The sequence below is a fragment of the uncultured Shimia sp. genome (assembly GCF_947493595.1).
GTDB lineage: Bacteria > Pseudomonadota > Alphaproteobacteria > Rhodobacterales > Rhodobacteraceae > Shimia.
This window is the reverse complement of sequence record NZ_CANLRL010000001.1, coordinates 381,970-405,914: the sequence shown is the minus strand read 5'-3', so window position 1 is coordinate 405,914 and position 23,945 is coordinate 381,970. Positions and strand designations below refer to the sequence as shown.

At 57.2% G+C, this 23,945-nt stretch carries 24 protein-coding genes; 12 read left to right on the top strand and 12 right to left on the bottom strand.

Annotated features, from left to right (window positions below):
• Positions 1-5 precede the first annotated feature (5 nt).
• Genes Q0955_RS02030 through cobF form a run of 3 tightly spaced genes read left to right on the top strand, consistent with a single transcriptional unit; the run spans position 6 to position 2,796 of the window.
• Positions 6-1,325, top strand: a complete 1,320-nt coding sequence (locus tag Q0955_RS02030; RefSeq protein ID WP_299419231.1) for a cobyrinate a,c-diamide synthase — start codon at positions 6-8, stop codon at positions 1,323-1,325.
• The gene (gene cobA, locus Q0955_RS02025; RefSeq protein WP_299419229.1) at positions 1,322-2,044 is read left to right on the top strand and encodes a uroporphyrinogen-III C-methyltransferase; all 723 of its coding nucleotides are present in this window, start codon (positions 1,322-1,324) and stop codon (positions 2,042-2,044) included. Before Q0955_RS02030 ends, cobA begins: the two co-directional genes overlap by 4 nt.
• Positions 2,041-2,796: a precorrin-6A synthase (deacetylating) gene (gene cobF / locus Q0955_RS02020; protein ID WP_299419227.1), complete on the top strand. Its 756-nt coding sequence runs from the start codon at positions 2,041-2,043 to the stop codon at positions 2,794-2,796. Before cobA ends, cobF begins: the two co-directional genes overlap by 4 nt.
• Here cobF and Q0955_RS02015 read toward each other — a convergent pair.
• From Q0955_RS02015 to Q0955_RS01985, 7 genes are all read right to left on the bottom strand, one after another.
• On the bottom strand, positions 2,793-3,938 hold the full coding sequence (locus Q0955_RS02015) for an iron-containing alcohol dehydrogenase (RefSeq protein WP_299419225.1): 1,146 nt from the start codon (positions 3,936-3,938) through the stop codon (positions 2,793-2,795). The two genes, cobF and Q0955_RS02015, sit on opposite strands and share 4 nt — an antisense overlap.
• A 93-nt stretch (positions 3,939-4,031) precedes the next feature.
• Positions 4,032-5,414 carry an aldehyde dehydrogenase family protein gene (locus Q0955_RS02010; protein ID WP_299419223.1) on the bottom strand — a complete coding sequence of 461 codons (1,383 nt, stop codon included), beginning with the start codon at positions 5,412-5,414 and terminating at the stop codon, positions 4,032-4,034.
• 91 nt (positions 5,415-5,505) lie between these two features.
• Positions 5,506-6,870: a glutamine synthetase family protein gene (locus Q0955_RS02005; RefSeq protein WP_299419221.1), complete on the bottom strand. Its 1,365-nt coding sequence runs from the start codon at positions 6,868-6,870 to the stop codon at positions 5,506-5,508.
• Between the two features lie 82 nt (positions 6,871-6,952).
• Entirely contained in the window at positions 6,953-7,981 is a 1,029-nt protein-coding gene (locus Q0955_RS02000) for a TRAP transporter substrate-binding protein (RefSeq protein WP_299419219.1), read from the bottom strand.
• A gap of 53 nt (positions 7,982-8,034) precedes the next feature.
• Positions 8,035-9,357: a TRAP transporter large permease subunit gene (locus Q0955_RS01995; protein WP_299419216.1), complete on the bottom strand. Its 1,323-nt coding sequence runs from the start codon at positions 9,355-9,357 to the stop codon at positions 8,035-8,037.
• A complete protein-coding gene (locus Q0955_RS01990; RefSeq protein WP_299419214.1) occupies positions 9,357-9,953 on the bottom strand; it encodes a TRAP transporter small permease subunit in 597 nt (198 codons plus the stop codon). Before Q0955_RS01990 ends, Q0955_RS01995 begins: the two co-directional genes overlap by 1 nt.
• Positions 9,953-10,708 (bottom strand): N-formylglutamate amidohydrolase, encoded by a 756-nt coding sequence (locus tag Q0955_RS01985; RefSeq protein ID WP_299419212.1) that lies wholly within the window; start codon positions 10,706-10,708, stop codon positions 9,953-9,955. Before Q0955_RS01985 ends, Q0955_RS01990 begins: the two co-directional genes overlap by 1 nt.
• Before the next feature lie 135 nt (positions 10,709-10,843).
• On the opposite strand from Q0955_RS01985, the gene Q0955_RS01980 reads away from it, so the two are divergent.
• Entirely contained in the window at positions 10,844-11,719 is an 876-nt protein-coding gene (locus Q0955_RS01980; RefSeq protein ID WP_299419210.1) for a MurR/RpiR family transcriptional regulator, read from the top strand.
• Between the two features lie 283 nt (positions 11,720-12,002).
• The gene (locus Q0955_RS01975) at positions 12,003-13,076 is read left to right on the top strand and encodes a response regulator (RefSeq protein WP_299419208.1); all 1,074 of its coding nucleotides are present in this window, start codon (positions 12,003-12,005) and stop codon (positions 13,074-13,076) included.
• A gap of 15 nt (positions 13,077-13,091) precedes the next feature.
• Here Q0955_RS01975 and Q0955_RS01970 read toward each other — a convergent pair whose 3' ends face one another.
• Positions 13,092-13,679: an acyl-homoserine-lactone synthase gene (locus Q0955_RS01970; protein WP_299419206.1), complete on the bottom strand. Its 588-nt coding sequence runs from the start codon at positions 13,677-13,679 to the stop codon at positions 13,092-13,094.
• 549 nt (positions 13,680-14,228) lie between these two features.
• Between Q0955_RS01970 and Q0955_RS01965 the strand changes: the two genes are divergently transcribed.
• The 3 genes from Q0955_RS01965 (at position 14,229) to Q0955_RS01955 (ending at position 16,545) form a co-directional block, all read left to right on the top strand.
• Complete coding sequence (locus Q0955_RS01965; protein WP_299419204.1) at positions 14,229-14,609, top strand: hypothetical protein; 381 nt, start codon at positions 14,229-14,231, stop codon at positions 14,607-14,609.
• 119 nt (positions 14,610-14,728) lie between these two features.
• Positions 14,729-16,186, top strand: coding sequence for a HAMP domain-containing sensor histidine kinase (locus tag Q0955_RS01960; protein ID WP_299419202.1), 1,458 nt, complete (start codon positions 14,729-14,731; stop codon positions 16,184-16,186).
• Between the two features lie 20 nt (positions 16,187-16,206).
• Positions 16,207-16,545, top strand: coding sequence for an Hpt domain-containing protein (locus tag Q0955_RS01955; protein WP_299419201.1), 339 nt, complete (start codon positions 16,207-16,209; stop codon positions 16,543-16,545).
• Positions 16,546-16,551: 6 nt separating this feature from the next.
• Here the strand turns inward: Q0955_RS01955 and Q0955_RS01950 are convergent, their stop codons facing one another.
• Entirely contained in the window at positions 16,552-16,935 is a 384-nt protein-coding gene (locus Q0955_RS01950; RefSeq protein WP_299419199.1) for a response regulator, read from the bottom strand.
• A 182-nt stretch (positions 16,936-17,117) separates the two neighbouring features.
• Here Q0955_RS01950 and Q0955_RS01945 point away from each other — a divergent pair, with 182 nt between their 5' ends.
• A complete protein-coding gene (locus Q0955_RS01945; protein WP_299419197.1) occupies positions 17,118-17,882 on the top strand; it encodes an enoyl-CoA hydratase-related protein in 765 nt (254 codons plus the stop codon).
• Between the two features lie 35 nt (positions 17,883-17,917).
• Here the strand turns inward: Q0955_RS01945 and Q0955_RS01940 are convergent, their stop codons facing one another.
• Both Q0955_RS01940 and Q0955_RS01935 read right to left on the bottom strand, forming a co-directional pair.
• The gene (locus Q0955_RS01940; protein WP_299419195.1) at positions 17,918-20,158 is read right to left on the bottom strand and encodes a molybdopterin cofactor-binding domain-containing protein; all 2,241 of its coding nucleotides are present in this window, start codon (positions 20,156-20,158) and stop codon (positions 17,918-17,920) included.
• A gap of 3 nt (positions 20,159-20,161) precedes the next feature.
• Entirely contained in the window at positions 20,162-20,620 is a 459-nt protein-coding gene (locus Q0955_RS01935; protein WP_299419193.1) for a (2Fe-2S)-binding protein, read from the bottom strand.
• Between the two features lie 409 nt (positions 20,621-21,029).
• Here Q0955_RS01935 and gap point away from each other — a divergent pair, with 409 nt between their 5' ends.
• Positions 21,030-22,028 (top strand): type I glyceraldehyde-3-phosphate dehydrogenase, encoded by a 999-nt coding sequence (gene gap, locus Q0955_RS01930; protein WP_299419191.1) that lies wholly within the window; start codon positions 21,030-21,032, stop codon positions 22,026-22,028.
• A gap of 86 nt (positions 22,029-22,114) precedes the next feature.
• The gene (locus tag Q0955_RS01925; protein WP_299419189.1) at positions 22,115-22,258 is read left to right on the top strand and encodes a hypothetical protein; all 144 of its coding nucleotides are present in this window, start codon (positions 22,115-22,117) and stop codon (positions 22,256-22,258) included.
• A gap of 72 nt (positions 22,259-22,330) precedes the next feature.
• On the opposite strand, the gene Q0955_RS01920 is transcribed toward Q0955_RS01925, so the two are convergent.
• The gene (locus Q0955_RS01920; protein ID WP_299419187.1) at positions 22,331-23,140 is read right to left on the bottom strand and encodes an ABC transporter permease; all 810 of its coding nucleotides are present in this window, start codon (positions 23,138-23,140) and stop codon (positions 22,331-22,333) included.
• Positions 23,141-23,313: 173 nt separating this feature from the next.
• On the opposite strand from Q0955_RS01920, the gene Q0955_RS01915 reads away from it, so the two are divergent.
• Positions 23,314-23,904, top strand: coding sequence for a GcrA family cell cycle regulator (locus tag Q0955_RS01915; RefSeq protein WP_299419186.1), 591 nt, complete (start codon positions 23,314-23,316; stop codon positions 23,902-23,904).
• Positions 23,905-23,945 lie beyond the last annotated feature (41 nt).

The window sequence follows — 23,945 nt, the reverse complement described above, 5'->3', positions numbered from 1 at the left end:
GAGAGATGACCCAAATGACCATGCCTCCTGGTATTCTGATCTCCGCGCCCTCCTCCGGCACTGGCAAAACCACGGTGATGCTCGGCCTTCTGCGTGCATTGGCCGAAGACGGGCTTAAAGTGCAGCCGTTCAAATCCGGCCCGGATTACATCGACCCGGCGTTTCACCACGCAGCCGCCCGCCGTCCCGCTTTTAATCTGGACACATGGGCCATGCCGCCGTCCCTCGCGGGCGGCATTTCTGAGCAAGCACAAGGCGCAGATATCGTCGTGGCCGAAGGCAGCATGGGCCTGTTTGATGGCGTCGCAACGCGTGGCGAAAACGGCTTTGGCAGCTCGGCGGAAACCGCCTTGATGATGGGCTGGCCTGTGGTGCTGGTGATCGATGTCGGTGGCCAAGCGCAATCTGCTGCGGCCACCGCGCTCGGCTTCAAAACCTACAATCCAGACCTTCCCTTTGCGGGCGTGATCCTCAACCGCTGCGCCTCCCCGCGCCACGAGCGCCTCGCCCGGCTTGGCATGGATAAGGCTGGTGTGAACGTCCTTGGCGTGTTGCCCCGTCGTGGCGATTTGGCTCTGCCTGAGCGTCACTTGGGCTTGATCCAAGCCGTGGAACATCCGGACCTCGAAGAAGCCATCACCGGCTATGCGGCGTTCCTGCGCGAACACGTCGATCTTGACGCGATCAAAGCCGCCACGCGCGCGGGAGACCCCAAAACCGGCACCCTGCCCAAGCCGCCTGCGCAGCGCATTGCCCTGGCCCGCGACGCCGCCTTCAGCTTCACTTACCCGCATCTTTTGACCGGCTGGCGCAACGCCGGAGCGGAGATCCTGCCATTCTCTCCGCTTGCCAACGAAGCGCCTGATCCATCTGCCGATCTGGTCTGGCTGCCCGGCGGCTACCCGGAATTGCACGCTGGCAAACTCGCGACCAACCAAACCTACCTTGCCGGTTTGCGCAAACACGCAGAGACCAAACCGGTACATGGCGAGTGCGGCGGCTACATGGCTCTTGGCACAGCCCTGATCGACAAGGAGGGCACGCGCCATGAGATGGCAGGCCTGCTAGGCCTTGTAACGTCTTACGAGAAACGCAAATTCCACCTGGGCTACCGTCAGGCCACCCTCAACGCGCCCATGCTGGGCTTTGACACCGGCGCCCGCCTGCGCGGGCATGAGTTCCACTACACCACCATTCTGGAAGAGCCGGACGAACCACTTGCGCAAGTCGGCGACGCAGACGGCAACCCGGTGCCGGAAACCGGCTCCATCAAAGGCCACGTCACCGGCACCTTCTTCCACCTGATTGCAGAGGCCACCTCATGAGCGGATTTGTCAGTTTCGTCAGCTCCGGCCCCGGAGATCCAGAGCTTTTGACGCTCAAGGCAGTGGACCGCCTTGGCAAAGCCGAAGCGGTTCTGTTTGACGATCTGTCCTCTGGGCCGATCCTGGAACACGCCAACAAAGAGGCAGATCTTGTGGGCGTGGGCAAACGCGCCGGACGTCCCTCCCCCAAGCAGGACCATGTCAGCCAATTGCTTGTGGACTACGCCAAGACCGGCGCCCATGTGGTGCGCTTGAAATCTGGTGACAGCGGCATTTTTGGCCGTCTTGAAGAAGAGATCACCGCGCTTCAAGAGCATGGCATCGACTTTGAGATCATCCCCGGTGTGACCTCCGCCAGCGCCGCCGCTGCGGCAGCGCGCATTCCACTCACCCGTCGGCTTGTGGCGCGGCGTGTGCAATTTGTGACCGGCCATGATGTGGCGGGCGCCCTGCCAGGCGATTTGCACCTGCAATCGCTCACCGATCCCGGAGCCACCACCGTGCTGTTCATGCCCAAGCGCACCTTTCCGGAGCTGGCGGAAAAACTCTTCACCACCGGCCTGCGCCGAGACTGCCCTGCTCTCTTGGCTGAAAACGTCTCCCATCCGGATCAAACCCTGACCCGCACTACCATGGAAGCCTTGGCCGAGCAGCTCAGCAAAGAGATCAGCAAAGCCCCCGGCATCATCCTCTTTGGTGAATTGGCGGAAACCCCATGACCCAACTGTCTTTGGTCGGCATTGGCTCGGGCAACCCCGATCACCTGACGCTTCAAGCGATTAAGACGCTGGAAGGCGCCGATGTGATCTTGCTGCCACGCAAAGGTGACGAGAAAACCGAACTGGCTGACCTGCGTCGGATGATCGCCAGTGAATTGCTCACCACCACGCCAAAGATTGTCGAATTTGACTACCCTGTGCGCGATGCCAACACGCCGAAGTACCTCGACGGCGTGAACACATGGCACGACGCGCTTGCTGCGATCTGGCAGGATCTCATCGCCACCCATGTGCCAGAAAACGGCAGTGTCGCGCTGATGGTCTGGGGCGACCCGTCGCTTTATGACAGTACGCTCCGCATTGCCGACCGCCTGATCGCCCGCGGCATTGAGCTTAACGTGCAGGTGATCCCAGGCATCACTTCGCTGCAAATGCTGACGGCGGCGCATGCCATCCCGCTCAACACCCTCGGCGGAGCGGTACAAATCACCACGGGGCGCAAACTGCGCGACGCAGGCTGGCCAGCAGACACACCCACTGTGGCGGTGATGCTGGACGGCGAATGCTCGTTCCAAAGCCTCGACCCAGGCGGCATCCACATCTGGTGGGGCGGCTATGTTGGAATGGAGCAACAGATCCTGATCGAAGGCCCGCTTGCCGAGGCTTCCACCAAAATCGTAAAGGCCCGCGCGGATGCACGGGCCTCTAACGGGTGGATTATGGATATCTACCTGTTGCGCAAATCGGCTTAGATTGTCGCCTCAAACAATGCGGTCAGGTTGGCTTCGGTCAGCTCAACCGGGTTGCCGCCGCAAGACGGGTCAATCAACGCGCCTTTCACCAGCTCAGGGATTGCGTCTGCGGTCACGCCCAGTTCAGACAACTTGCGTGGGATGCCCATGCTGTCGTTGAAGCCCTGCACAAAGGCACAGAAGCCGTCAAAGCCGCCTTCGATGCCGAGATAGCCTGCCGCACGGTCAAACCGCTCCGCAATCACCGGCGCGTTCAACTCCAGAACCGCTGGCATGCAGACCGCGTTGGTGGTGCCGTGGTGGGTGTTAAACATCGCGCCAACCGGGTGACTCATCGCATGGATCGCGCCAAGGCCCTTTTGAAAAGCGGTCGCGCCCATCATCGCCGCGCTCATCATCTCGGCACGGGCTTCAATCTCACGGCCGTCGGCATAGGCGCGCGGCAGGTTCTCCACCACCAGTTTCATACCTTCCAGCGCGATGCCCTGGCTCATTGGGTGATAGTGCGGGCTGGAATAGGCTTCGACACAGTGTGCAAAGGCGTCCAGACCGGTGCCTGCTGTGATGAACTGTGGCATGCCCACGGTCAGCTCCGGATCACAGATCACCACGGATGGCAGCACCTTCGGGTGGAAAATGATCTTTTTCTCATGGGTCACGCTGTTGGTGATCACGCTGGCGCGCCCCACTTCAGAGCCGGTACCTGCGGTGGTTGGTACAGCAACAATTGGCGCAATCGCATCTGCGTCCGCACGTGTCCACCAATCGCCAATGTCCTCGAAATCCCAGATCGGACGGGTCTGGCCCGCCATAAAGGCCACCATCTTACCCAGGTCGAGGCCAGAGCCGCCGCCAAAGGCAATCACGCCGTCGTGCCCACCTGCCTTGTAGGCGTCTACACCGGCTGTCAAGTTCAGCTCATTTGGGTTTGGGTCCACTTCCGCAAACAGACCGCGGCCTAGCCCGGCAGCTTCCATCAAGTCCAGCGTGGCCACGGTGATTGGCAGGTTTGCAAGGCCCTTGTCGGTCACCAACAAGGGTTTTTTCATGCCGGCCTGGGCACAGGCTTCTGCCAATTCCCCAATGCGGCCAGCCCCAAATCGGATCGCGGTCGGATAAGACCAGTTTCCAGTGAGTGTCATTGTTCTTCCTCAAAATGTGGATGCCGGGACATTCTGTCTCCGGCACCCGGTTTACCCGTTCTCATAGCACTGACAGAGAACGGATCCCCATATTTACACAGTCACCTTTTTTAGGTGATAGCTCTTTGGTCGCGTTAGGTTCTGATACCCAATCACTGACAACCCACCACCGCGACCGGTGTTTTTGCATCCAGTCCAGCACAGGCCAGGATCAAGATAGTCCGCGCGGTTCATAAACACCGTACCGGTCTCGATCTCATTGCCGACGCGCTCGGCGCGCGCGACGTCTTTCGTCCACAGCGACGCGGTCAGGCCAAACTCACTGTCGTTCATCAGCGCAATGGCTTCCTCATCTGAGGACACCTTCATGATGCCAACAACCGGACCAAAACTCTCATCCTGCATCACCCGCATGTCGTGGGTCACATTGGTCAGGATTTGTGGCGTCAGATAGGCCCCGCCGTCATCCTCAGCAAAGGTCTCGATCTGCGCAGTTGCCCCAGCTTCCAAAGCCTCAGAAATCTGCGCGCGCACTTCATTGGCAAAACGCACGTTGGCCATAGGGCCAATGGTGGTGGCTTCGTCCATCGGGTTGCCCAGCTTGTAGCCTTTCACAATCTCCACCGCTTTGGCGACAAAGTCGTCGTAAAGGCTCTCATGCACATAAATGCGCTCGATGCCACAGCAACATTGGCCGGAGTTGAACATCGCGCCGTCAATCAGTGTATCAACCGCTGCATCCACGTCAGCATCTTCCATGACATAACCCGGATCTTTGCCGCCCAGCTCAGTGCCGACACCGGTGAACGTGCCCGCCGCTGCGCGCTCCATTGCCTGACCGCCACCAACAGAGCCGGTGAAGTTCACAAAATCAAAGGCATTGCCCGCGATCAATTCGTTGGTCACGTCATGGCTCAGGAACACGTTCTGGAACACGTCTTCTGGTACACCCGCGGAATGGAAGGCCTGTGCCATACGCTCACCCACCAGCAAAGTCTGGGTCGCGTGCTTCAGCACCACTGTGTTGCCCGCAATCAGAGCAGGCGCGACAGTGTTGATCGCGGTCATGTAGGGGTAGTTCCATGGCGCGACAACAAACACCACGCCATGTGGCAGGCGTTTGATGTAGCGCTTGAAGGTCTCGTCCTCACCCACCTGAATGTCCGCAAGGCTCTCTTCGGCAATCTTTGCCATATGGCTTGCGCGCTCGTTAAAGCCACCAAACTCACCGCCATACCGCACTGGACGGCCCATCATTTTGGCAATCTCAGGCACGATCTCATCGTTCATCGCGCCCACAGCGGCAACACCGGCCATCACCAGCTCAACCCGCTCCTGCAACGGACGCGCCGCCCAGGCTTTCTGCGCGTCCTTTGCGCGTTTCACCGCAGCAAAGGCCTCATCCGTGCCCAGCACAGGGCGTTCTGCAAAGACCGATCCGTCGATCGGAGAAATACACGTCAACATGCCGCTCATGGCAACACTCCATCCAGAGGGGGCACCTGCCCCGCTTTCTCATTCACCAAATATCCCGGGGAGTTTGAGGGGCTGGCCCCTCATCCCGGCTTTAGGCCCGCTCAAACCCACGGGCAATCTCCCAATCGGTCACAACCGCCTCAAAGGCTTCCTGCTCCCATTCCGCCATACGCACGTAGTGGTCGATTACATCGTCGCCCATGGCTTCGCGCAACATCTGGGACCCACGTAGGGCATCTGTTGCGCCTTTCAACGTAGTCGGGATCTCTTCGTTGCTGTTCTCGTAGGCATCGCCTGTCAACGGCGCTCCCGGATCACATTTTTCCTCAATGCCTTTGATGCCTGCGGCCAACATCGCCGCAATTGCAAGGTAAGGGTTCATATCTGCGCCCGGTACCCGGCATTCCACGCGCACCGCTTTGCTGCCATCGCCACACAGGCGGAACGCCGCTGTGCGGTTGTCCACGGACCAAACCTTAGCGGTGGGCGCAAAGCTGCCTTTTTGGAAGCGTTTATAGCTGTTCACATAAGGCGCAAGGAACACGGTGATATCGTCTGCGTATTTCAGCAGGCCACCCAGATAGTGTCGCGCCAATTCAGACATGCCCAGTTCGGCGTCCGGATCATAAAACGCCGGAACCCCGTCTTTGGTCCAGAGCGACTGGTGCACGTGGCTGGCAGAGCCAACTTTGTCATGGTGCCACTTGGGCAGGAAGGACACCGCGTGTCCCTGCTGCCAGCCAATTTCTTTAGCGGCGTGTTTGGACACTGTGTGGTTTTCCGCCGCGTCCATCGCGCTGCCGTAGCGGATGTTGAGCTCTTCCTGACCGGTCTCGGCTTCCCCCTTGGAGCCTTCCACCGGAATACCCGATGCATAAAGCGTATTGCGCAGAGTACGCATCACACCTTCTTCCTTCGTGGTCTGCAGGATGTGATAATCTTCGTTATACGCGCTGATCGGCGTCAGGTCGCGATAGCCATTTTTGCCAAGCTCTTCAAAGCTCTGCTCGAAGATAAAGAATTCAAGTTCGGTAGCCGATACGGCCTCAAAGCCCATCTCCGCCAAACGCGCGATTTGCTTTTTCAGCATGCCACGCGGGGAATGTGCAATGTCATGGTGCCCGTGATGATCCATCACATCACAGATCACAAGGGCCGTGCCTTCCAACCAGGCCGCTTTGCGCAACGTGGTGAGGTCCGGCTTCATCAGATAGTCGCCATATCCGGCAGACCAGCTGGTGGAGGCATAACCTTCCACCGTGTGCATCTCCAGATCGGTCGCCAGAAGATAGTTGCAGCAGTGGGTCTCTTCCCAGGCACTGTCGACAAAATGCTGCGCCACAAAGCGCTTGCCCATCAAGCGGCCCTGCATGTCCACAATACAGGCCAGAACGGTGTCGATCTCGCCGCTGGCGCTCAGCGCGCCCAACTCTTCTAGGGTCAAATTGCCAGACATCTGCTGCACTTTCTCTTGGTGTCGCCGAAGCCCCAGCATCAAACCGGGGCTTCGAATTTCTCTCAACTCTGAGATCTAGGTTTTAGCGGTATGGACGGCCAGCCGCCTGCATGTCCGCGTTGTACTTTTTGAAGATCTCAACAACTTTGGCTTTGGTTGGGCTCTCTGCCGCAATCTCATCCCAGAACTTCACAGCCGCAGTTTCCACGGTGGCCCATTCGTCATCAGGGATTGTGGTCAGCTGCATTTTGTCACCGTTAACGCGCAGGTTGGCTTCGCCACCCCAATACCACCACTGACGGTAGTAGTGCGACTGATCACAGCAGACACGGAACAGGGTCTGCAGATCTTCAGGCAGCTCGTTCCAACGGCCCTGGTTGGCAAAGAAGCTGCCCGCCCATGCGCCGGAGATGTTGTTGGTCAGGAAGTAGTTGGTCACGTCGGCCCAACCCACGGTGTAGTCCTCGGTGATACCGGACCACGCGATGCCGTCGAGTTCGCCGGTCTGTACCGCAACTTCGATGTCTTCCCATGGCAGGGTCACTGGCACCACGCCAAACTGGCTCAGGAAGCGGCCCGCGGTTGGGAAGGTGAAGACGCGCTTGCCTTTGAGGTCGGCGAGCGAGTTGATTGGGTCTTTGGTGGCAAAGTGGCATGGGTCCCATGCGCCGGCACTGATGTGCTTCACGCCAACTTTGGAATACTCTTCGTCCCAGATCTCGTTCAGGCCATACTGGTTGAACAGCACAGGCACGTCGAGGCTGTAGCGCGAGCCAAACGGGAAGTAGCCGCCAAACACGGTGACTTCGGTTGGCGACGCCATGGAGTCATCATCTGACTGCACCGCGTCGATGGTGCCCTTTTGCATGGCACGGAACAGCTCACCGGTTGGGACCAGCTGATCGGCGTAGAACAGTTCAATCTGCATGCGGTCACCCGCAATCTTGTTGAACATCTCAATCGCCGGATCGATCACATGTGCGGCCAATGATGGACCTGCATAGGTCTGCATACGCCATTTGATGGTGCTGGAAGCCAGCGCCGGGGTTGCCAATGGTGCGGCCATTGCGCCAACACCAGCGGTCTGAAGAAACTTACGTCTAGTTGTCATCTCTTACTCTCCTTGTTGCGTTTCGGCCCCGTTCGCGGCGCTCTTTTGTGTTGTTATTTTCCGTAAACATAGTTTGGCAGCCACAGTGCGATCTGCGGGAAGATCATGACCAAGGTCAGGGCCAAGACCATCACCGCCACAAAGGGCACGATGCTGCGGTATATGTCGCGTAGGGTGACTTCTTTGGGCGCCATGGCCCGCATAAGAAACAGGTTGTAGCCAAAAGGCGGCGTCATATAGGCGATCTGCGTGGTGATCGTGTAAAGCACGCCATACCAGATCAGATCAAAGCCAAGCGCTTGAACCAATGGCACGTAGAGCGGCGCTACGATGACCAACATCGCCGTATCATCCAAGAAAGTGCCCATGATGATGAAGCTCAGCTGCATCAGGATCAGGATCATCCATGGCTCCAGCCCAAGCTGCTCGGTGAACAGGTTGTCGATGGCTTTCACCGCGCCCAACCCGTCAAACACCGCGCCAAACCCAAGTGCCGCGAGAATGATCCACATGAACATACAGGAAATACCGAGCGTACTGCGCACAGAATTCTCAAACACCTCTTTGGTCATCCGGCCCTTCAGGACAGCCGCGACAAAGGCCGTGATCGCGCCAATTGCCGAGCTTTCCACCAGCGAGGTCCAGCCGTTCACAAAAGGGATCATCATGGTCGCAAAAATCACCAGAGGCAGCAGGCCAGCCCGCAAGAGCTTCATCTTTTCGGCGCGGCTGATGTTGCGCTCTTCCGCAGGCAAAACCGGACCAAGCTCAGGTTGGATGCGACAGCGGATCACCACATAAAGAATGAACATCGCCGCCATCATCAGACCAGGGAACACCCCTGCCAACCACAGCTGCCCCACAGGCTGGCGTGCAATCATTGCATAGAGCACCAGCACCACAGAGGGCGGTACAAGAATACCCAAGCTGGATCCGGCCTGAATAACCCCGGTGACCATGCGTTTGTCATAGCCGCGCTTCAGCAGCTCCGGCAGAGCAATGGTGGCGCCAATCGCCATGCCGGCCACACTCAGACCGTTCATTGCGGAAACCAAAACCATCAACAGGATTGTTCCGATCGCGAGCCCGCCCCTGACGGGTCCCATCCAGACATGGAACATCTTATAGAGGTCATCGGCGATTTTGGATTCACTCAGCACATAGCCCATAAAAATGAACATCGGCAGCGTCAGCAGCGGATACCATTTCATCAGCTTCATCGCGGCGGAGAAGCCAATATCAGAGCCCCCTGTGCCCCACAACAGCACCGCAGCCAGCACCCCAACAAAGCCGATGGCTCCAAAGACACGCTGCCCGGTCATGAGCATCAGCATCATGGTCGAGAACATCAGAATGGCGATCATTTCGTAAGACATTAGTAGTCCACTCCGCGGATGCGCGCGATATCTTTGAGAAGCTCAGAAACCGCCTGCAAGAGCATAAGAATAAAGCCAAAAACCATGATGAGTTTGATCGGCCAAAGAACGGGGCGCCACGCCGTTGGGCTGCGCTCGATATATCCAATGATCTCGCTCGCGGCCTCTTTGCCGCCGGTGATGTAGGCCATCACAAGATCTTTGTAGAAGGTGTAGGGCTCCACGCCAAAATGCCCCAGCGAGTACGCGCTTGAGCCCACGGCCCCGTGGATCAGGATCACCAGATAGAACCCCAGGAAGAAGACGGTCATCGCGTCGACAATGGCGCGCTGGCGCAAGGTCCACTCGCCGTAGAACAAGTCCATGCGTACGTTGGACCCCATTTGCACCGAATATGGCCCGCCCAGAACGTAATACGCCACCATAGCAAACTGCGCCATTTCCAGCGTCCACATCGACGGCTCCAGGAACGTCTTGGAGAAAGACGACCACAGCAGGATGCCCATCATGACAAAGATGCCATACATGACAAATCGGCCAACTTTACGGTTAAACCAGTCCACCCCGTGGATGTAATAGCGAATAAGCTTTGGCATCACGCAATCTCCCCGGCTTCGCGTAGCTCTGCCATGCCCTGTGCAATCGCAGCCGCCAACGCCTCTGTGACATCAGCCGCCTTGGCGCCCTCCGCCAGCAGGTCGTTGCGCACTTCCAGCATCACATTGGGTAGCTTGTTGGGCAGCGCATAGGCCTTCAAAGAATGGGTCACGCCATGTTCCGGCCCATACGGATCGTTGCGCAATGTATGGAAAGGGCCATCGGACATCGCGTCCAACATCTTGTCCGCCAAGCGTGTATCTCGGTCATGCAAAATACCAATCTCAACCGCACGCTGCTTGCCGTGATAGACCGGCGTAAAGGAATGCACGGTGACAATTGCCTTTGGATGCACCACCTCAATCACCTGCTCCACCGCCTCTTTGAACGGCTGATAGATCTGTGTCACCCGCGCCAGACGATCCGATTCAGACAGGTCCACATTACCTGGAATCTCAAAGATTTCGCTTTTGGCTGGGACCGCATCCACCGCGTCCGGAGGACGATTGCAGTCATACAACAGGCGCGACACGCCCCCCGCCACCAGCGTGCAGTCAAAGCGCTTGGCCAACTCACGGGTCAAGGTCAACGCACCGGGGTCCCAGGCCACATGACTTTGGCGGACTTCGTCATCAAGTCCAAGGTCGCCAAAAACTGAGGGGAAATTGCTGGAGGCATGTTCACACACAAACAGGATATCACAGGGCGCCATCGCGCCCTCAACCACCACTGCCTCTGAATCGTCTAGAGTCATGTTGTTCCTGTCGTGCCATTCTACATTTGTGAACAAACTTCTTCAGAGTCACCCGTCCTGTCAATAATTATTCTGAAATTTTTTCTTCTCAGACAACCTCTTTGAAACTATGCTTACATTTGTAGCAGTTAGTAAGTGAGCCCCCCAGTGAAAGACACCGCACAGGAAACCATAAACAAGATTTATGACAGCTTGACCCGCGCAGAGCGTCAGCTTGCCGGGGTGATCTTGGAAAATTACCCCATGTCCGGCATGGGCTCGATCACCCGTCTCGCAGACAAAGCTTCGGTTTCGACGCCCACCGTGGCCCGCATGGTGCAAAAGCTGGGGTACTCGGGTTTCCCGGAATTTCAGGACGCGCTGCGCAATGAGGTTGAGGCGCGCTTCTCCAACCCAATTTCCAAACACGAAAGCTGGGCACAAAGCGCACCGGAAGCGCACATCCTCAACCGCTTCACCGATGCCGTGATGAGCAATATCCGTCAAACATTGGCCAATATCGATCCTGAGCAGTTTGATACGCTCACTGCCCTTCTGGCGGATGAAAAACGCGCGCTTTACATCACCGGCGGCCGGATCACCCACGCATTGAGCGAGTATTTGCACCTTCACATGCAGGTTATTCGCGCCCGCGTGCGCCACATCCGCTCCACATCCAACGCCTGGCCCCACGACCTGCTGGATATCTCCGAAGGGGATGTGGTGTTGATCTATGACATTCGGCGCTATGAAAACTCCACCCTACGACTGGCCGAAATCGCCAAGGCACGCGGCGCCAAGATCGCTCTGATCACTGACCAATGGCAAAGCCCAATCAGCCAATATGCCGACGTTTCTCTCAAATGTCGGATTGAGGCGCCTTCTGCTTGGGACTCAACCGTGTCAATGATGCTCTTGTCAGAAACCCTGATTGCCGCGGTGCAGGAAGCCCGCTGGGACCAAACTGAAGATCGCATGCACGCACTGGAAGACATGTTTGACCAGACCAAGATCTTCCGAAAATTTGTCTAACCACATCTAGCGAGAAGCCAAAATGGCCCCTCTCCCATAGATTGAAATCAGCCATATCGTGCCGAATTCCTGCCGCATTCCCAATGCGATGGCCAGCCGCGCCCTTAAATACCTAGGTTAATAAATTCCTAATTTTTCCCTCCTGGTCACCATTCCCGCCCCTTTCTGACCGTAATTGCCCAACATACTAGCTCTTATAAGACCGATCAGAACGTCGGCAGTAGTGAGTGACAGAGTTAGGTTGGTACAAAGCACAGACACAGCACCAGAAAGGGCTGGGACTATGAAGATATTGGCCGTTGATGACGACGAACACATCTGCGAACTGCTGTCCGAAGCAGTGGCAGCCAAAACCAACCATAGCATCGTCACAGTGACCTCTGGACCCGAGGCCATTCGCGCAATTGCCAAAGCCAAAGTCCCATTCGATTGCTTCCTGCTGGACGTGCAAATGCCGCTTATGGATGGCATCACACTGGCCAAAAAAATACGCAAGACCCGGCCTTATACACGCACGCCTATCCTGATGCTGACCGCGATGTCTCAGAAGAAATACATTGACGCAGCTTTTGAGGCTGGCGCCACCGACTACGTCACCAAGCCGTTCGATTTTTTGGAGCTGTTTACGCGCATTTCTATCGCAGAGCGCCAGGTTGCCGAACAACAGCAACTCACCGCCAGCGTATCTGAAATGGCCGCACTCAAAAAAGACCTTATTTTCAACACCGCTCACAGCTTGAGCGAGCCCATTGAGATCGCCGGAGTGACCCAGCTGGTCGGCTGCATGGCGTTTGAAAAGCATGTTCTGGACATGCCCCGCAGGCAGCGGATGCGCACCCAGGCCTTCGCGGCAAAAATCATCACAATCGAAAGCGCTTACGCGTCTTTGTCAGCATTGGCTTTCCGACAGCTCCTGACCGACATCGGCAGCGAACTTCTCTCCGTACTCGCCAACAACGACGCGCAAGTCACCTACAAAGGCAACGGCCTGTTTGTAGGGACGCTGCCCCGCAGCGCCGGCTACTCCAGCCCCCGCTTGGAAGCGGAATTAAACAACCGTTTGGCTTACGTCCCGTCCACACAAATCGACGGGTTGCAAAACGACGTGTGCTTTGGCGAGGCAATCAAACTGCGCACGCTCACCCGTGGCGGCGCATTGGATGCTCTTCAGAAAGCCGCTGAAACAATAGAAAGCCGTGCGCCAAACGCCTCTGCGGCGGACCTGCGCAAAACCGTGCGCCTACATCCCGCCAGCGGGTTTCAAACCGAAATGGAGCGCCGAGCTTACGAAACCCTGCTACACGAGGCCTTAAGCGATGACGGCCAGCGCCCCAAATTCGCGGCGGCTTTTGGCTAACCGCGACTAGTTTGCCTAGTGGTGGGTGTGTGACAAATCCATGCGCGCCACCTGAACAGGGGCCCCATCGACTAGCATCACCGGTCCGGCTGGCTCTGCCACCAATCCAAGACGGCGTATCCACCGCGGCCAAATCGCAGGCACAAGACCCAGCACCTGCTTGGCTTCCATTTCTCGGGCCGTCTCGATCAGCTTTTCCATCAGCTGTGTTTGCACCTCGGTACGTTCCTCGGCAGGCACATCCCGCGCCACAAACACACGGCTCGCATCCAGGATATACGGATCAATTGGTGCTTCGTCATACAGCAGGTTGGTTGGAATAGATTCCAGCATGCCTTTCTGGGCATCTCGAATCATATAGGAGTACATGCCGCAGCGCGCTGTGGTCGGCGTCAGCCGTACCCCCGCCAGCACACGCTCACCTTCATGTACCGCAATCCAGCTCGATGCCGGTGTGTCGTATTGGTCGTACTCCATACCCGCCACTTCGGGCAGGTCCCAGTTGTTCTGGATGATGAAAGACTGCTTTCGCGCTCTCAAAAGGTTGACCATCAATTCGCCATGCTTGTGCATGTTCTCGAATGACAGAGTAGTCGTCAGCATTTCCCCAATTTCTCCGGATACACATTGCCCCAGGCACCAAATGAACTCACTCACACTGTGGCGCGGCCCTTCTGGCACGCACCCAATACAAACCCACACACTCATCACCGACCAAAACACAAAGGAACCTCCGGCCACCCGTTTGCCAGGTCAGCCCCCTCGTACCGTACACATCAACCGGAAAACTGTTACTCGGACCTCAAGCTTCGCCTTCAGACACAACCTAACCGCGTAGTATGCCTGCGACCCGATTTACCCTTCATCTCAATTGAGACACAATTTTTAGCCAACTTCTACAGAAAAAGTTCAACTTTAAAACTTTGTAGATTGTTTCTGCTCCTAGAACACAGTTTTCGCAAATTTAAATGAATGTTATGCAAAAAATTTACTCTCTATCAACCAATTAAGGCGAAACCTTTATTAACGGCGGAACCTGTTAACTAATGGCTTCGTAAAATTTCCCCGCCTCAAACACCAAAAAGCCACCTTATGACGACAGAATTTCACGGAACTGTCACGCGTCACGGGTAAAGGACCACAGGGATAGAGATGCAGCCATACTTCTTAAATTTTCACGTTAAAGGTGAAATCGCCCACACGTTGCTTTTGTCTGAACCGGAGCCACGTTTGTTGGTTGATATTTCTGCGACCGCCGCAACCGGAGCTGAGGCGCCGGGTTTTCGCTATCCGAAACGCGTGTGTTTCACTGTGACCGATCAGGCACTCATTGACCGCTTTCGTGACACCGTCGCCCCTGGCGATGTGATCGAGGCCACAGGCACGTTTGATCAATCCGGTTACGTGCCGCACAAGCGCGGCCATATCGACACCACTTTTGAACTGCTGGATTTTGTCCGCACCGAAACTGTCGGAAAGCTGGAGCACGACGGACGTGTGTTCCAAACCGATACAAATGCCCGTCCGAGCTAGGAATCCCCTTTCCTGCCGGACCCGGACCATTTTTGAGCCACATTCTGCTGCTTTTTTTGATGGCAACTCCGCCAAGCTGCCACTTGGCGCCTAAACCGATCACTACCGGATGTCGCAGAATGCACATTGAACACTCGAACCGCTCACGGTTAGACACGCCGATACTGCGCCGTATCGCACGCCGTCTCCGTGTGATGTTCCCCCGCCGCCAACCACCGGTGGAACACTCCCGCCGCCTCAAGCAACAGATGCATGACTTCGCCAGCGGAGGCGCAGCATTGTTCTGGCAACGCCAGGGCATCTACGCTGGTGCCGGTTTCCTATGCGGGTTTTACTACTCCTGGCCGCTCGCAGCCCTCTGCTACCTGCTGATCCAGGTTGGTGACATTTTTGACGGCATTGTCTGTCATAAAGTGGTTCATCGCACGGACCATTCGCTGCGGCACAGCCACCGACTGTTGAAGCTGTTGTTTGCCTCCAACGGCATTTCAGCTATTTCGATTGCCACATTCACGCTTTTGCTCGCGCGACTGGAAGGTCCGGGCGAGCATTTCACGTCGCTCTTTTTCCTATTTGCGGCAGGTTTATTTGCGGCCGTGAACAATCATCAACTCAAACAAGTTCTGGCCATGCGCCTGATCACCTATGGCGCGTTGTTTATCTTTATCCCTGCCTCCGACATCCTGACCGAAGGCGCGCACTTCACCTCTAAGCTCTGGCTGCATTTCGCCACCTCGCTGTTTGTGCTCTATTTTGTGCTGGAGTGCTCGACGATCTTTTTGCGCATGTATCAGCGCACCTTGGACCAAATGGACGAGCTGCGCTCCGAGCGGGACAAAGCGCGCGAAAGCTACGAGATCAAATCTCAGTTTGTCTCTGTTGTGAGCCACGAGTTGCGCACGCCGCTGACCTCGATCACTGGTTCACTGACACTCCTGCGGGAAACCAACCTCTCCAAGGATCTTGAGAAGGCTGACCGGATGCTCGATATCGCGCATAAAAACAGCAAACGCTTGAGTAAGCTGATCAACGACTTGCTCGATATCCAGAAAATGGAAGCCCGCAAGATGGTGTATCATTTTGCGCCCGTGGATCTGGGTGAGTTGCTCAACGACGCGGCACAGTCCATCACGCCTTATGCCGATCAGTATGAAATTGTTGTGCGCACCGCCCCGCCCCCATTCCCGCTAACCATTCGCGCGGACCATGAGCGCATGATGCAGGTTTTGGACAACTTATTGTCTAACGCTGTGAAATTTTCCCATGAGGGCGGCTATGTGGAGCTCAGCGCCCGCTTGGTTGACGGGTGTGCCATGTTAGAGGTCCGCGACTATGGCGTTGGTATCCCCGAGGGGGAACGCCCGCAAATTTTCGGCAAATTCACCCAGGTCGACAATTCCGATTGCCGCAACTTTGAGGGCTCTGGCCTGGGTCTGTCCATCGCGCGTCAGATCGTCGAAGATCATGGGGCCTCCATCGACTTTGACAGCACACTGGGCGAAGGCACCAGGTTCTACGCGGTCTTCCCCCTATGTGATACCGAAGACAACATCAGCATCGAACTGCCACAAATGTGAGCCTCAGAAGGAGCACCATCATGTTTCCAGACGATCATCAGGATAAATTTGACCGCCTACGCCGACACTTCATGTCCGGTCTGCCTCAGCGGGAGGCTGAAATTGAAGAGCACACCGCAACGCTACTGGAGCACGGCGCAGACAAATCCGCGCTGGACGGTCTTCATTTGGCCGCACACAAACTGGCCGGCATCTGTGCCACTTACGGCTTGCACCGCTTGGGCCAGCTGGCAGAAAAGGCAGAGGCCTTGCTGGAACGCAGCCAGCAGCAGGCGCCGTGTGATGCGGAGATGGAAAGCATCCTTGTGGCCGCCGACCTGCTCACCGAAGAGCTTGGCTGTGTGATCGAAACCGCTTAGGCACGCTCACTTGGAACTGGCCACAATCGCTCGCAGTTGGTCTGGCAAGGAGACCGGATCAAATGGCTTCTGAATGGCACCGGCGGCGCATTCAGTGATGTCGGAATGGTGTTTCGACGTCACGTCTTTGGAGGTCATGAAAATCACCGGCACGTCGACCAGTTCATCCTGACGTCGCAGTTTGGTCAGCGTCTCCAACCCACTCAACCCCGGCATCATTACATCCAACAGCAACAAGTCCGGCGCAAACTTCGCAGCCTTCTTGATGGCCTCGGTGCCATTGGCGCATTGCATAACCTCAAAGCCCCCAAATTCGGCCAAAGCTAAGTACGTGATCTCACGAATATCCGCATCGTCTTCAACATGCAGAATTTTTTGGATTTCCGTCATGTCCTGTCCCCTCAATCTCGGTCACCCCGACCGTATCTTTGCAAGCAACGAAAGGGAAGACCACGCCGTGAACTCGCGTATTGGCTGATCTGACTATGACGTCACGTATCAAACGCTATCGCCCTACTTGAGCCTTCTACGCCAACGCCTACAATTGCCAGAAAACAAGCCGAGGAGCCTCCATGTCAGACCAACCTCTTTTGTCAAAACGCATCGACAACGCGCTGGTGCTGACCCTCAACGATCCGGCGCGGCTCAACCCGATCCGCGTGGCCACCCGCGAAGCGATTTCCAAAGCCCTGGAGGAGGCCGAAGAGGACACCTCCATTCGCGCGATCATTCTCACCGGCGCAGGCGGAAATTTCTCATCTGGCGGGGACATTTCCACCATGGATGCACCGGCGCGCCTCAAGCGTATCAACTTTGAACACGTCAAACACATGGTGAACCAAATCACAGGCGGCTCGGTCCCGGTGATTGCTGCTGTGGAAGGCTGGGCCGCAGGGGCAGGTCTGGCGGTTGCCATGATGTGCGACACCGTGATCGCAGGAAGCTCCGCCCGCTTCATGGCGGCCTTTCCAAAGATCGGCCTGATGCCGGACTACGGCCTGCTGGCCTCCCTGCCCGCCCGTGTCGGCCAATCCCGCGCCCGCCAAATCATGCTCTACGCCAAACCTGTCAGCGCAGAACGGGCCGAAAGCATCGGCATGGTGGATGAGTTGGTTGAAGATGGAAAAGCACTCGAAACTGCGCTGGAACTTGCCAAACATGTCGAAACACTGGGGCCGGAAGCCCTGCGCGCCATCAAGGCGTTTGACAGCGGCCGCATGGACCGCGCGATAGACTATGAACGCGACCTGCAACCGCTTCTCTTAGGCAGCGACAACGCCAAAGAGGGCCGTGCAGCGTTTTTTGAGAAACGCCCGCCAAACTTCAAACCCAGCTAAGCAAAAGGCCCGCCAACTCGGCGGGCCTTTCTTTTTCAGGCAAAATCAATGTGGTGATACAGCGGCAATTCGCGAATACGCTGCCCCGTCGCCGCAAAAATCGCATTGGCCAGGGCTGGTGCCGCTGGTGGCACCGGCGGCTCGCCAATGCCGCGCACTTGGTCGCTGTTTTCCAAGCCACGCACCATGATCTCTGGGCACTGCTTCAGGCGCATGCCCTCGGCATCCCAATAGTTGGCTTGCTGCGCCATGCCGTCGGAATAGGTGATCTCGCTGTTCATCGCGTGGCCCAGCGCAAAGATGACACCGCCTTGCACAAGGTTCTCAAAGTTCACCGGATCAATCACCGTGCCCACATCGGCCGCCACCCAGACCTTGTCGATAGTGATGCCATCTGCGGTGTTGGTAACCTCAATCACTTCGGCAGTTGGCACGCCAAAGCTCTCCACAAAGGCGACACCGCGCCCTTTGTTTGGCCCCAACGGACTGCCCCAATTGGACATCTCACCGACAGTTTCCAGCACCTTGCGGCTCACGTCGTGCTGCATCAGACGAATGCGCTCTTCCAGCGGATCGGCGCCCGCCTCATGGATCAACTCATCCAACAGACTGTCAAAGAAAAACCCACCGGCAGAGGCCCCAACAGAGCGCCAGCTCGACACCGGCGCCAACTCCGGCACGCGATACGCCCGCATACGGAAGTTCTCCAACCCATAGGGATTGTTCCAGGCCCCCGCCGCGATCTGCATGTCCGGTCCCGGCACATTCAGGCCAGCGCGGCCCATTTGAGAACCAACCACCGATGGCATCGCCACCTGCAAATCCATCGCCGTCACTTTGCCGTCCTTGACCGCACCACTGCCGCGCGCCAAGCCAATATGGCGCGGGAAGTCATGCGCGAAATCTTCCTCACGGCTGTATGTCAGCTTCACCGGCGTGCCACGCATCTGATTGGCAATCTCTGCCGCCAGCTCCACGTGTTTGAATTCCAACCGGTGCCCAAAACTTCCGCCCATGAAATGGTTCACCAGCTCAATCTGCTCAGAATTGTGGCCAGTGACCTTTGCCACCTGATCCTGCAACATGCGTGGAATCTGATGCCCTGTCCAAACGGTGACTTTGTCATCCTCAACCAAAACCGTGGCGTTAAGCGGCTCCAGCGGCGCATGCGCCACATAAGGCACGCGATACGCGGTGTCCACGGCCTTGCCGCCGGCCAAGGCTGCTGTCACATCCCCTTCATTACGCCACTCTTTGTCGAGTTGGTCCTCATTGAAAGAGGCTTCGATCGCGGCCCAATGACCATCTTGCTCCGCAGGATAAGGCGCGGCGCCCCAATCAAAGTCAATCGCCTGCACAGCCTGAATGGCCCGCCAGGTATTGTCGGCCACCACCGCAACACCGCCGCTGACCTCAACAACTTTTTGCACACCGCGCATGCTCTCCGCTTCACTGGCATCATAGCCTTCGAGTGTCCCGCCTTGACGCGGGTTACACATCACCGCCGCATGCACCATGCCGTCGACCTCAACGTCGATGCCATAGTCCAAAGTGCCGGTGGATTTTGCCACCATGTCCAACCGTTGCATCGGCTTACCAATCAAGCGCCACTCTGACGGGTTGCGCAAAGTGATCTCGGTGACAGGCTCAACCTTTGCCGCTTCCCCAGCCAGCGCCGTATAGGCCAGCTCTGTGCCATCTGGCAGTTGAACGGCACCATTTGCGGTTTTCAACTGCGCCACCGGCACGCCGCTCACATTGGACGCCGCCAGCTTCAGAGTTTCCCGCGCCACAGCCCCTGCTTCACGCAGCTTCTCATAGCTGTCGGGCATTGCCGTAGAGCCGCCGGTGATCTGCATGCCCAGAAGCTTGATCATACCGCCCATAAAGCTGCGGGTGGCCTCGGCTGTGAAGCTCTCGTCCGTCGCCATAAACGGCGCGCCATCCCCGGCCAACGCGCGGTTCCAATAGGCTTTGTCCGGCTTGCCAAAGTCGATCTCGAATTGACCAAACTCCACGTCCAGTTCTTCCGCAATCAATGTCGCCTGTGCATGTGCCACGCCCTGGCCTTTGTCGCCGTGCGGCGTGATCAGGGTGATCTTCTCGCCATCAATCACCACCCAAGGGTTAAAGGTGGACGCCCCATCAGCCAGTCCATCTTTGAGCGGATTCTCATATGGCGTACGCACTTTGTAGACGCCAAAAGCCACGCCACCTGCCACAGCAACGGCCCCAAACAGGAACGTGCGGCGCGCAATTTTTCCAACCTTGCCCATACCTTACGCCTCCTGCATCTTGGCCGCAGCCGTCTTTACCGCCGCGCGAATACGCGGGTATGTTCCGCAACGACACAGGTTGCCGCTCATCGCTTCGTCAATTTCGGCATCCGACGGCATCTTGATCTCCGATAGCAGAGACGCCGCCTGCATGATCTGTCCTGACTGACAGTAACCGCACTGCGCCACCTGATGTTCCACCCAGGCCTCTTGAACCGCGTGCAATGCCTCTGGCTGCCCGAGGCCCTCAATGGTTGTCACCGGTCCATCCACATCCGCCACCGGCGTCTGACACGACCGCACTGCCACGCCATCGATGTGCACAGTACAAGCGCCACAGGCCGCGACACCGCAGCCATACTTTACCCCTTTGATCCCCAATTCATCCCGAAGCACCCACAACAGCGGCATGTCCTCTTCGACATCCACTTCATGGGATTTTCCATCCACGATCAGTTGCATAAGCTGCCTCCCGTCCTTTGGCGCCATTTGCGTTGTCGAAGATAGAATAAGCCAAACCAGCAGGAAACCACTCGCAAATCGTGCCATTTCACCTGCATGTTGTGACATTTTCCAAAAATCCTGCGCTGCGCTCTGCCGGACGGATGCGTCGCCGGGCTCCAACACATCAGCAGCGATTCGAAAGCACCCCTCATTCCACAGCGCTTTGCTGCGCGCGCACGGCTTTCGCCGCACCACGGCAACACCCACCACAACCGTTAGCGCCACCGGCAGCGGAACCGATAGCGACACCGCAACATTTTAACGCTAACATGCCGTTTTTTCTCAGGATTTTACCTTTCTAAAAGGGCGTCACCGGACTATAGCCAAGACCATATTTCCACCGTTCAGAGCAGGACAGGAGCTCTTCATGACTGTTACCGTCGGCATCAACGGATTTGGCCGCATTGGCCGTTCGACCCTCATGCATATCGCCGAAGAAGCACGCGAAGATGTCCGCGTTGTCAAAATTAACGCCACCGGCCCGCTGGACACTGCCGCGCACCTGATCCGCTATGACTCCGTACATGGCCGCTTCCGCAACGAAGTGATCGCCGGCAACGGCACCATGGACGTGGGCCAAGGCCCCATGCGCATGTATTCCACCTACGACATGGACGAGCTAGATTGGGACGGCGTGGACGTTGTTCTGGAATGCACCGGCAACTTCAACGACGGTGAGAAAGCCAAAAAGCACCTGGAACGCGGCGCCAAGAAGGTGCTGATCTCCGCCCCGGCGAAAAACGTGCAGAAAACCATCGTGTTTGGTGTGAACGACGCGCAGCTTGAAGCCAACGACAACATGATCTCCAACGGCTCCTGCACCACCAACTGCCTCGCGCCGGTGGCCAAGGTTCTCAACAATGCCTTCGGCATCGAAGAAGGCATCATGACCACAATCCACGCCTATACCGGCGATCAGCCAACGCTGGACCGTCGTCACAAAGACCTGTACCGCGCCCGTGCGGCCGCGATGTCGATGATCCCAACCTCCACCGGTGCCGCCAAAGCACTGGGTGAAGTGCTGCCGGAGCTCAAAGGCAAGCTGGACGGTTCCGCAATCCGCGTGCCAACCCCAAATGTTTCCGCTGTGGACCTGACCTTCACCGCTTCCAAGGATGTAACTCTGGAAGACGTGAACGCTGTGATGGCCGAAGCTGCTGCCGGCGAAATGAAAGGTGTGTTGGGCTACAACGACCTGCCACTGGTCTCCGTTGACTTCAATCACACCACCGAAAGCGCCACCTTTGCCGCGGACCAGACCAAAGTACTGGGCAAGCGTCTGGTGCGCGTGCTGGCTTGGTATGACAATGAGTGGGGCTTCTCCGCGCGCATGGCGGATGTGGCTGCACTGATGGGCCGCGTCTAAGCCCTTATCAATACAACAACTTGCGCCCTCGGATGGGGTCGGGCATATCTGGTCCGACCACGACACATCCGGGGGCGCAGTGCGTCATGACCAACCAAATTGCCATCTTTCTGTTTTTGTTTCTTGTGGCGTTGCTCGGGATCGACGTGGTGTTCAACGACAGCGCGACATTCTTGCTGTTTGCCAAGAAGTTTTTTGAGCTGATCGAATGGTTGGCGTTCTGGCGCTGAGGCCAGACGCAGGGGCTTTGCCCCCGTCCTCACGGACTCCCCCTGGATATATTCGGCAAGAAGAAAACCGGTTTAGCTCTTAAGACGGTAGCCGGTTTTAAACATTACGTAAGCCGCGGAAATCAGCGCCACTGTCACTGCGCCGACCACCGTCAAGCCGAGCACTGGCGCCCCATCTGACACGCCAATCATGCCGTAGCGGGTGCCATCAATCAGGTAAAAGATTGGGTTTACGCGGGTGAAAGCCTGTAAGCTCTCTGGCAAAGCCTCTACCGAGTAGAATGTGCCCGACAGAAAGGCCAATGGCGTGACGATGAAGTTGGTGATCGCCGCCATCTGGTCAAACTTATTGGCAAAAATCCCTGCAATGATCCCTACCGCGCCCATCATCGTGCCGCCTAGCAACACAAAAGTAAGCGCCCAAAGCGGATGCGCCACCCCCTGCCCCAAGATCAAAGCCAAGGCGATGGTGATGGCCACGGCCACGCACAGCCCACGCGTGACCGCCCCTGCCAGATAGCCCAGCACCAGCTCCATAGGCGACAGTGGCGGCATCAGTGTGTCGACAATATTGCCCTGCACCTTGGTGATCACAAGCGACGATGACGTGTTGGCAAAAGCGTTCTGGATCACTGTCATCATCATAATGCCCGGGATCAGAAACGTAAGGAACGGCACCCCCATCACCGCGCCACGGCTGGGCCCGATCGCAATCGAAAAGATCAGCAAAAACAAACCGGCGGTCACAAGTGGCGCCAACAAGGTTTGGGTCCACACCGCCAGGAAGCGCAGGATCTCGCGTTTGGCCAACGTGCCAAGCCCCAGCCAATTCACCCGACCAAAGCGCCGCACGCCCATTTCTGTTGCCTGATCCTGTGCCATCGCTGCCGTTTTCCCCAAGTCGCTGTGGTATTCCCTCCCCAGTCTGGCAATTGCCACGCGCCGGAGTGATTCTTCGCCTTGTAACTCGGGCTGGGGTGATTAGAATAGGTGCCTGACCAAGAAATGCAGAGGCGGCCTTTGTTGAGGCCGCTTTTTAGCTGAGGAAGTGACGGATGTCCTGGACCGACGAGCGCGTAGAGCTGTTGAAAAAAATGTGGGGCGAAGGCCAATCGGCCAGCCAGATTGCCAAGGAACTGGGCGGGGTGACCCGCAATGCGGTGATCGGCAAGGTGCACCGTCTGGGCCTATCCAACCGGGCCACCGGTGGCGCCAAGGCAGATGCCAAGCCCAAAGCTGACGCGAAGCCTAAAGCAGCCGCCAAACCCAAGGCGCCGCCCAAACCCAAGGCTGCGCCGAAAGCTGAGCCCAAGCCAGAACCCAAAACCGAACCGGCCGTCGCGCCGCGCCCGGCACAATCGCTGCGTAAGCAGATCATTCCAGCCGGTCAGCCGCTGCCACCGCAGCCGTCCGCCAATGAGATCAGCCCGGAAGCTCTGGCCAAGGTCAACGAAGTAGAAAAGACCGCCAAGAAACTTTCCCTGATGGAACTGACCGAGCGTACATGCAAGTGGCCGGTGGGTGACCCTGCGACTGACGAATTCTGGTTCTGCGGCTTGCCTGTGCAAGCAGGCAAACCCTATTGCGAAGCCCATGTTGGTGTGGCCTTCCAGCCAATGAGTGCCCGCCGCGATCGCAAACGGTAACCTCCGGATGCACTACATCAGAAAGCCCTGAGCCAAGCGCC

What these genes read in the sequence shown, in the direction of transcription:
- Q0955_RS02030 (WP_299419231.1), top strand. Translation starts at nt 6, where the DNA reads ATGACCCAAATGACCATGCCTCCTGGTATTCTGATCTCCGCGCCCTCC.
- cobA (WP_299419229.1), top strand. Translation starts at nt 1,322, where the DNA reads ATGAGCGGATTTGTCAGTTTCGTCAGCTCCGGCCCCGGAGATCCAGAG.
- cobF (WP_299419227.1), top strand. Translation starts at nt 2,041, where the DNA reads ATGACCCAACTGTCTTTGGTCGGCATTGGCTCGGGCAACCCCGATCAC.
- Q0955_RS02015 (WP_299419225.1), bottom strand. Translation starts at nt 3,938, where the DNA reads ATGACACTCACTGGAAACTGGTCTTATCCGACCGCGATCCGATTTGGG.
- Q0955_RS02010 (WP_299419223.1), bottom strand. Translation starts at nt 5,414, where the DNA reads ATGAGCGGCATGTTGACGTGTATTTCTCCGATCGACGGATCGGTCTTT.
- Q0955_RS02005 (WP_299419221.1), bottom strand. Translation starts at nt 6,870, where the DNA reads ATGTCTGGCAATTTGACCCTAGAAGAGTTGGGCGCGCTGAGCGCCAGC.
- Q0955_RS02000 (WP_299419219.1), bottom strand. Translation starts at nt 7,981, where the DNA reads ATGACAACTAGACGTAAGTTTCTTCAGACCGCTGGTGTTGGCGCAATG.
- Q0955_RS01995 (WP_299419216.1), bottom strand. Translation starts at nt 9,357, where the DNA reads ATGTCTTACGAAATGATCGCCATTCTGATGTTCTCGACCATGATGCTG.
- Q0955_RS01990 (WP_299419214.1), bottom strand. Translation starts at nt 9,953, where the DNA reads ATGCCAAAGCTTATTCGCTATTACATCCACGGGGTGGACTGGTTTAAC.
- Q0955_RS01985 (WP_299419212.1), bottom strand. Translation starts at nt 10,708, where the DNA reads ATGACTCTAGACGATTCAGAGGCAGTGGTGGTTGAGGGCGCGATGGCG.
- Q0955_RS01975 (WP_299419208.1), top strand. Translation starts at nt 12,003, where the DNA reads ATGAAGATATTGGCCGTTGATGACGACGAACACATCTGCGAACTGCTG.
- Q0955_RS01970 (WP_299419206.1), bottom strand. Translation starts at nt 13,679, where the DNA reads ATGCTGACGACTACTCTGTCATTCGAGAACATGCACAAGCATGGCGAA.
- Q0955_RS01965 (WP_299419204.1), top strand. Translation starts at nt 14,229, where the DNA reads ATGCAGCCATACTTCTTAAATTTTCACGTTAAAGGTGAAATCGCCCAC.
- Q0955_RS01960 (WP_299419202.1), top strand. Translation starts at nt 14,729, where the DNA reads ATGCACATTGAACACTCGAACCGCTCACGGTTAGACACGCCGATACTG.
- Q0955_RS01955 (WP_299419201.1), top strand. Translation starts at nt 16,207, where the DNA reads ATGTTTCCAGACGATCATCAGGATAAATTTGACCGCCTACGCCGACAC.
- Q0955_RS01950 (WP_299419199.1), bottom strand. Translation starts at nt 16,935, where the DNA reads ATGACGGAAATCCAAAAAATTCTGCATGTTGAAGACGATGCGGATATT.
- Q0955_RS01945 (WP_299419197.1), top strand. Translation starts at nt 17,118, where the DNA reads ATGTCAGACCAACCTCTTTTGTCAAAACGCATCGACAACGCGCTGGTG.
- Q0955_RS01940 (WP_299419195.1), bottom strand. Translation starts at nt 20,158, where the DNA reads ATGGGCAAGGTTGGAAAAATTGCGCGCCGCACGTTCCTGTTTGGGGCC.
- Q0955_RS01935 (WP_299419193.1), bottom strand. Translation starts at nt 20,620, where the DNA reads ATGCAACTGATCGTGGATGGAAAATCCCATGAAGTGGATGTCGAAGAG.
- gap (WP_299419191.1), top strand. Translation starts at nt 21,030, where the DNA reads ATGACTGTTACCGTCGGCATCAACGGATTTGGCCGCATTGGCCGTTCG.
- Q0955_RS01925 (WP_299419189.1), top strand. Translation starts at nt 22,115, where the DNA reads ATGACCAACCAAATTGCCATCTTTCTGTTTTTGTTTCTTGTGGCGTTG.
- Q0955_RS01920 (WP_299419187.1), bottom strand. Translation starts at nt 23,140, where the DNA reads ATGGCACAGGATCAGGCAACAGAAATGGGCGTGCGGCGCTTTGGTCGG.
- Q0955_RS01915 (WP_299419186.1), top strand. Translation starts at nt 23,314, where the DNA reads ATGTCCTGGACCGACGAGCGCGTAGAGCTGTTGAAAAAAATGTGGGGC.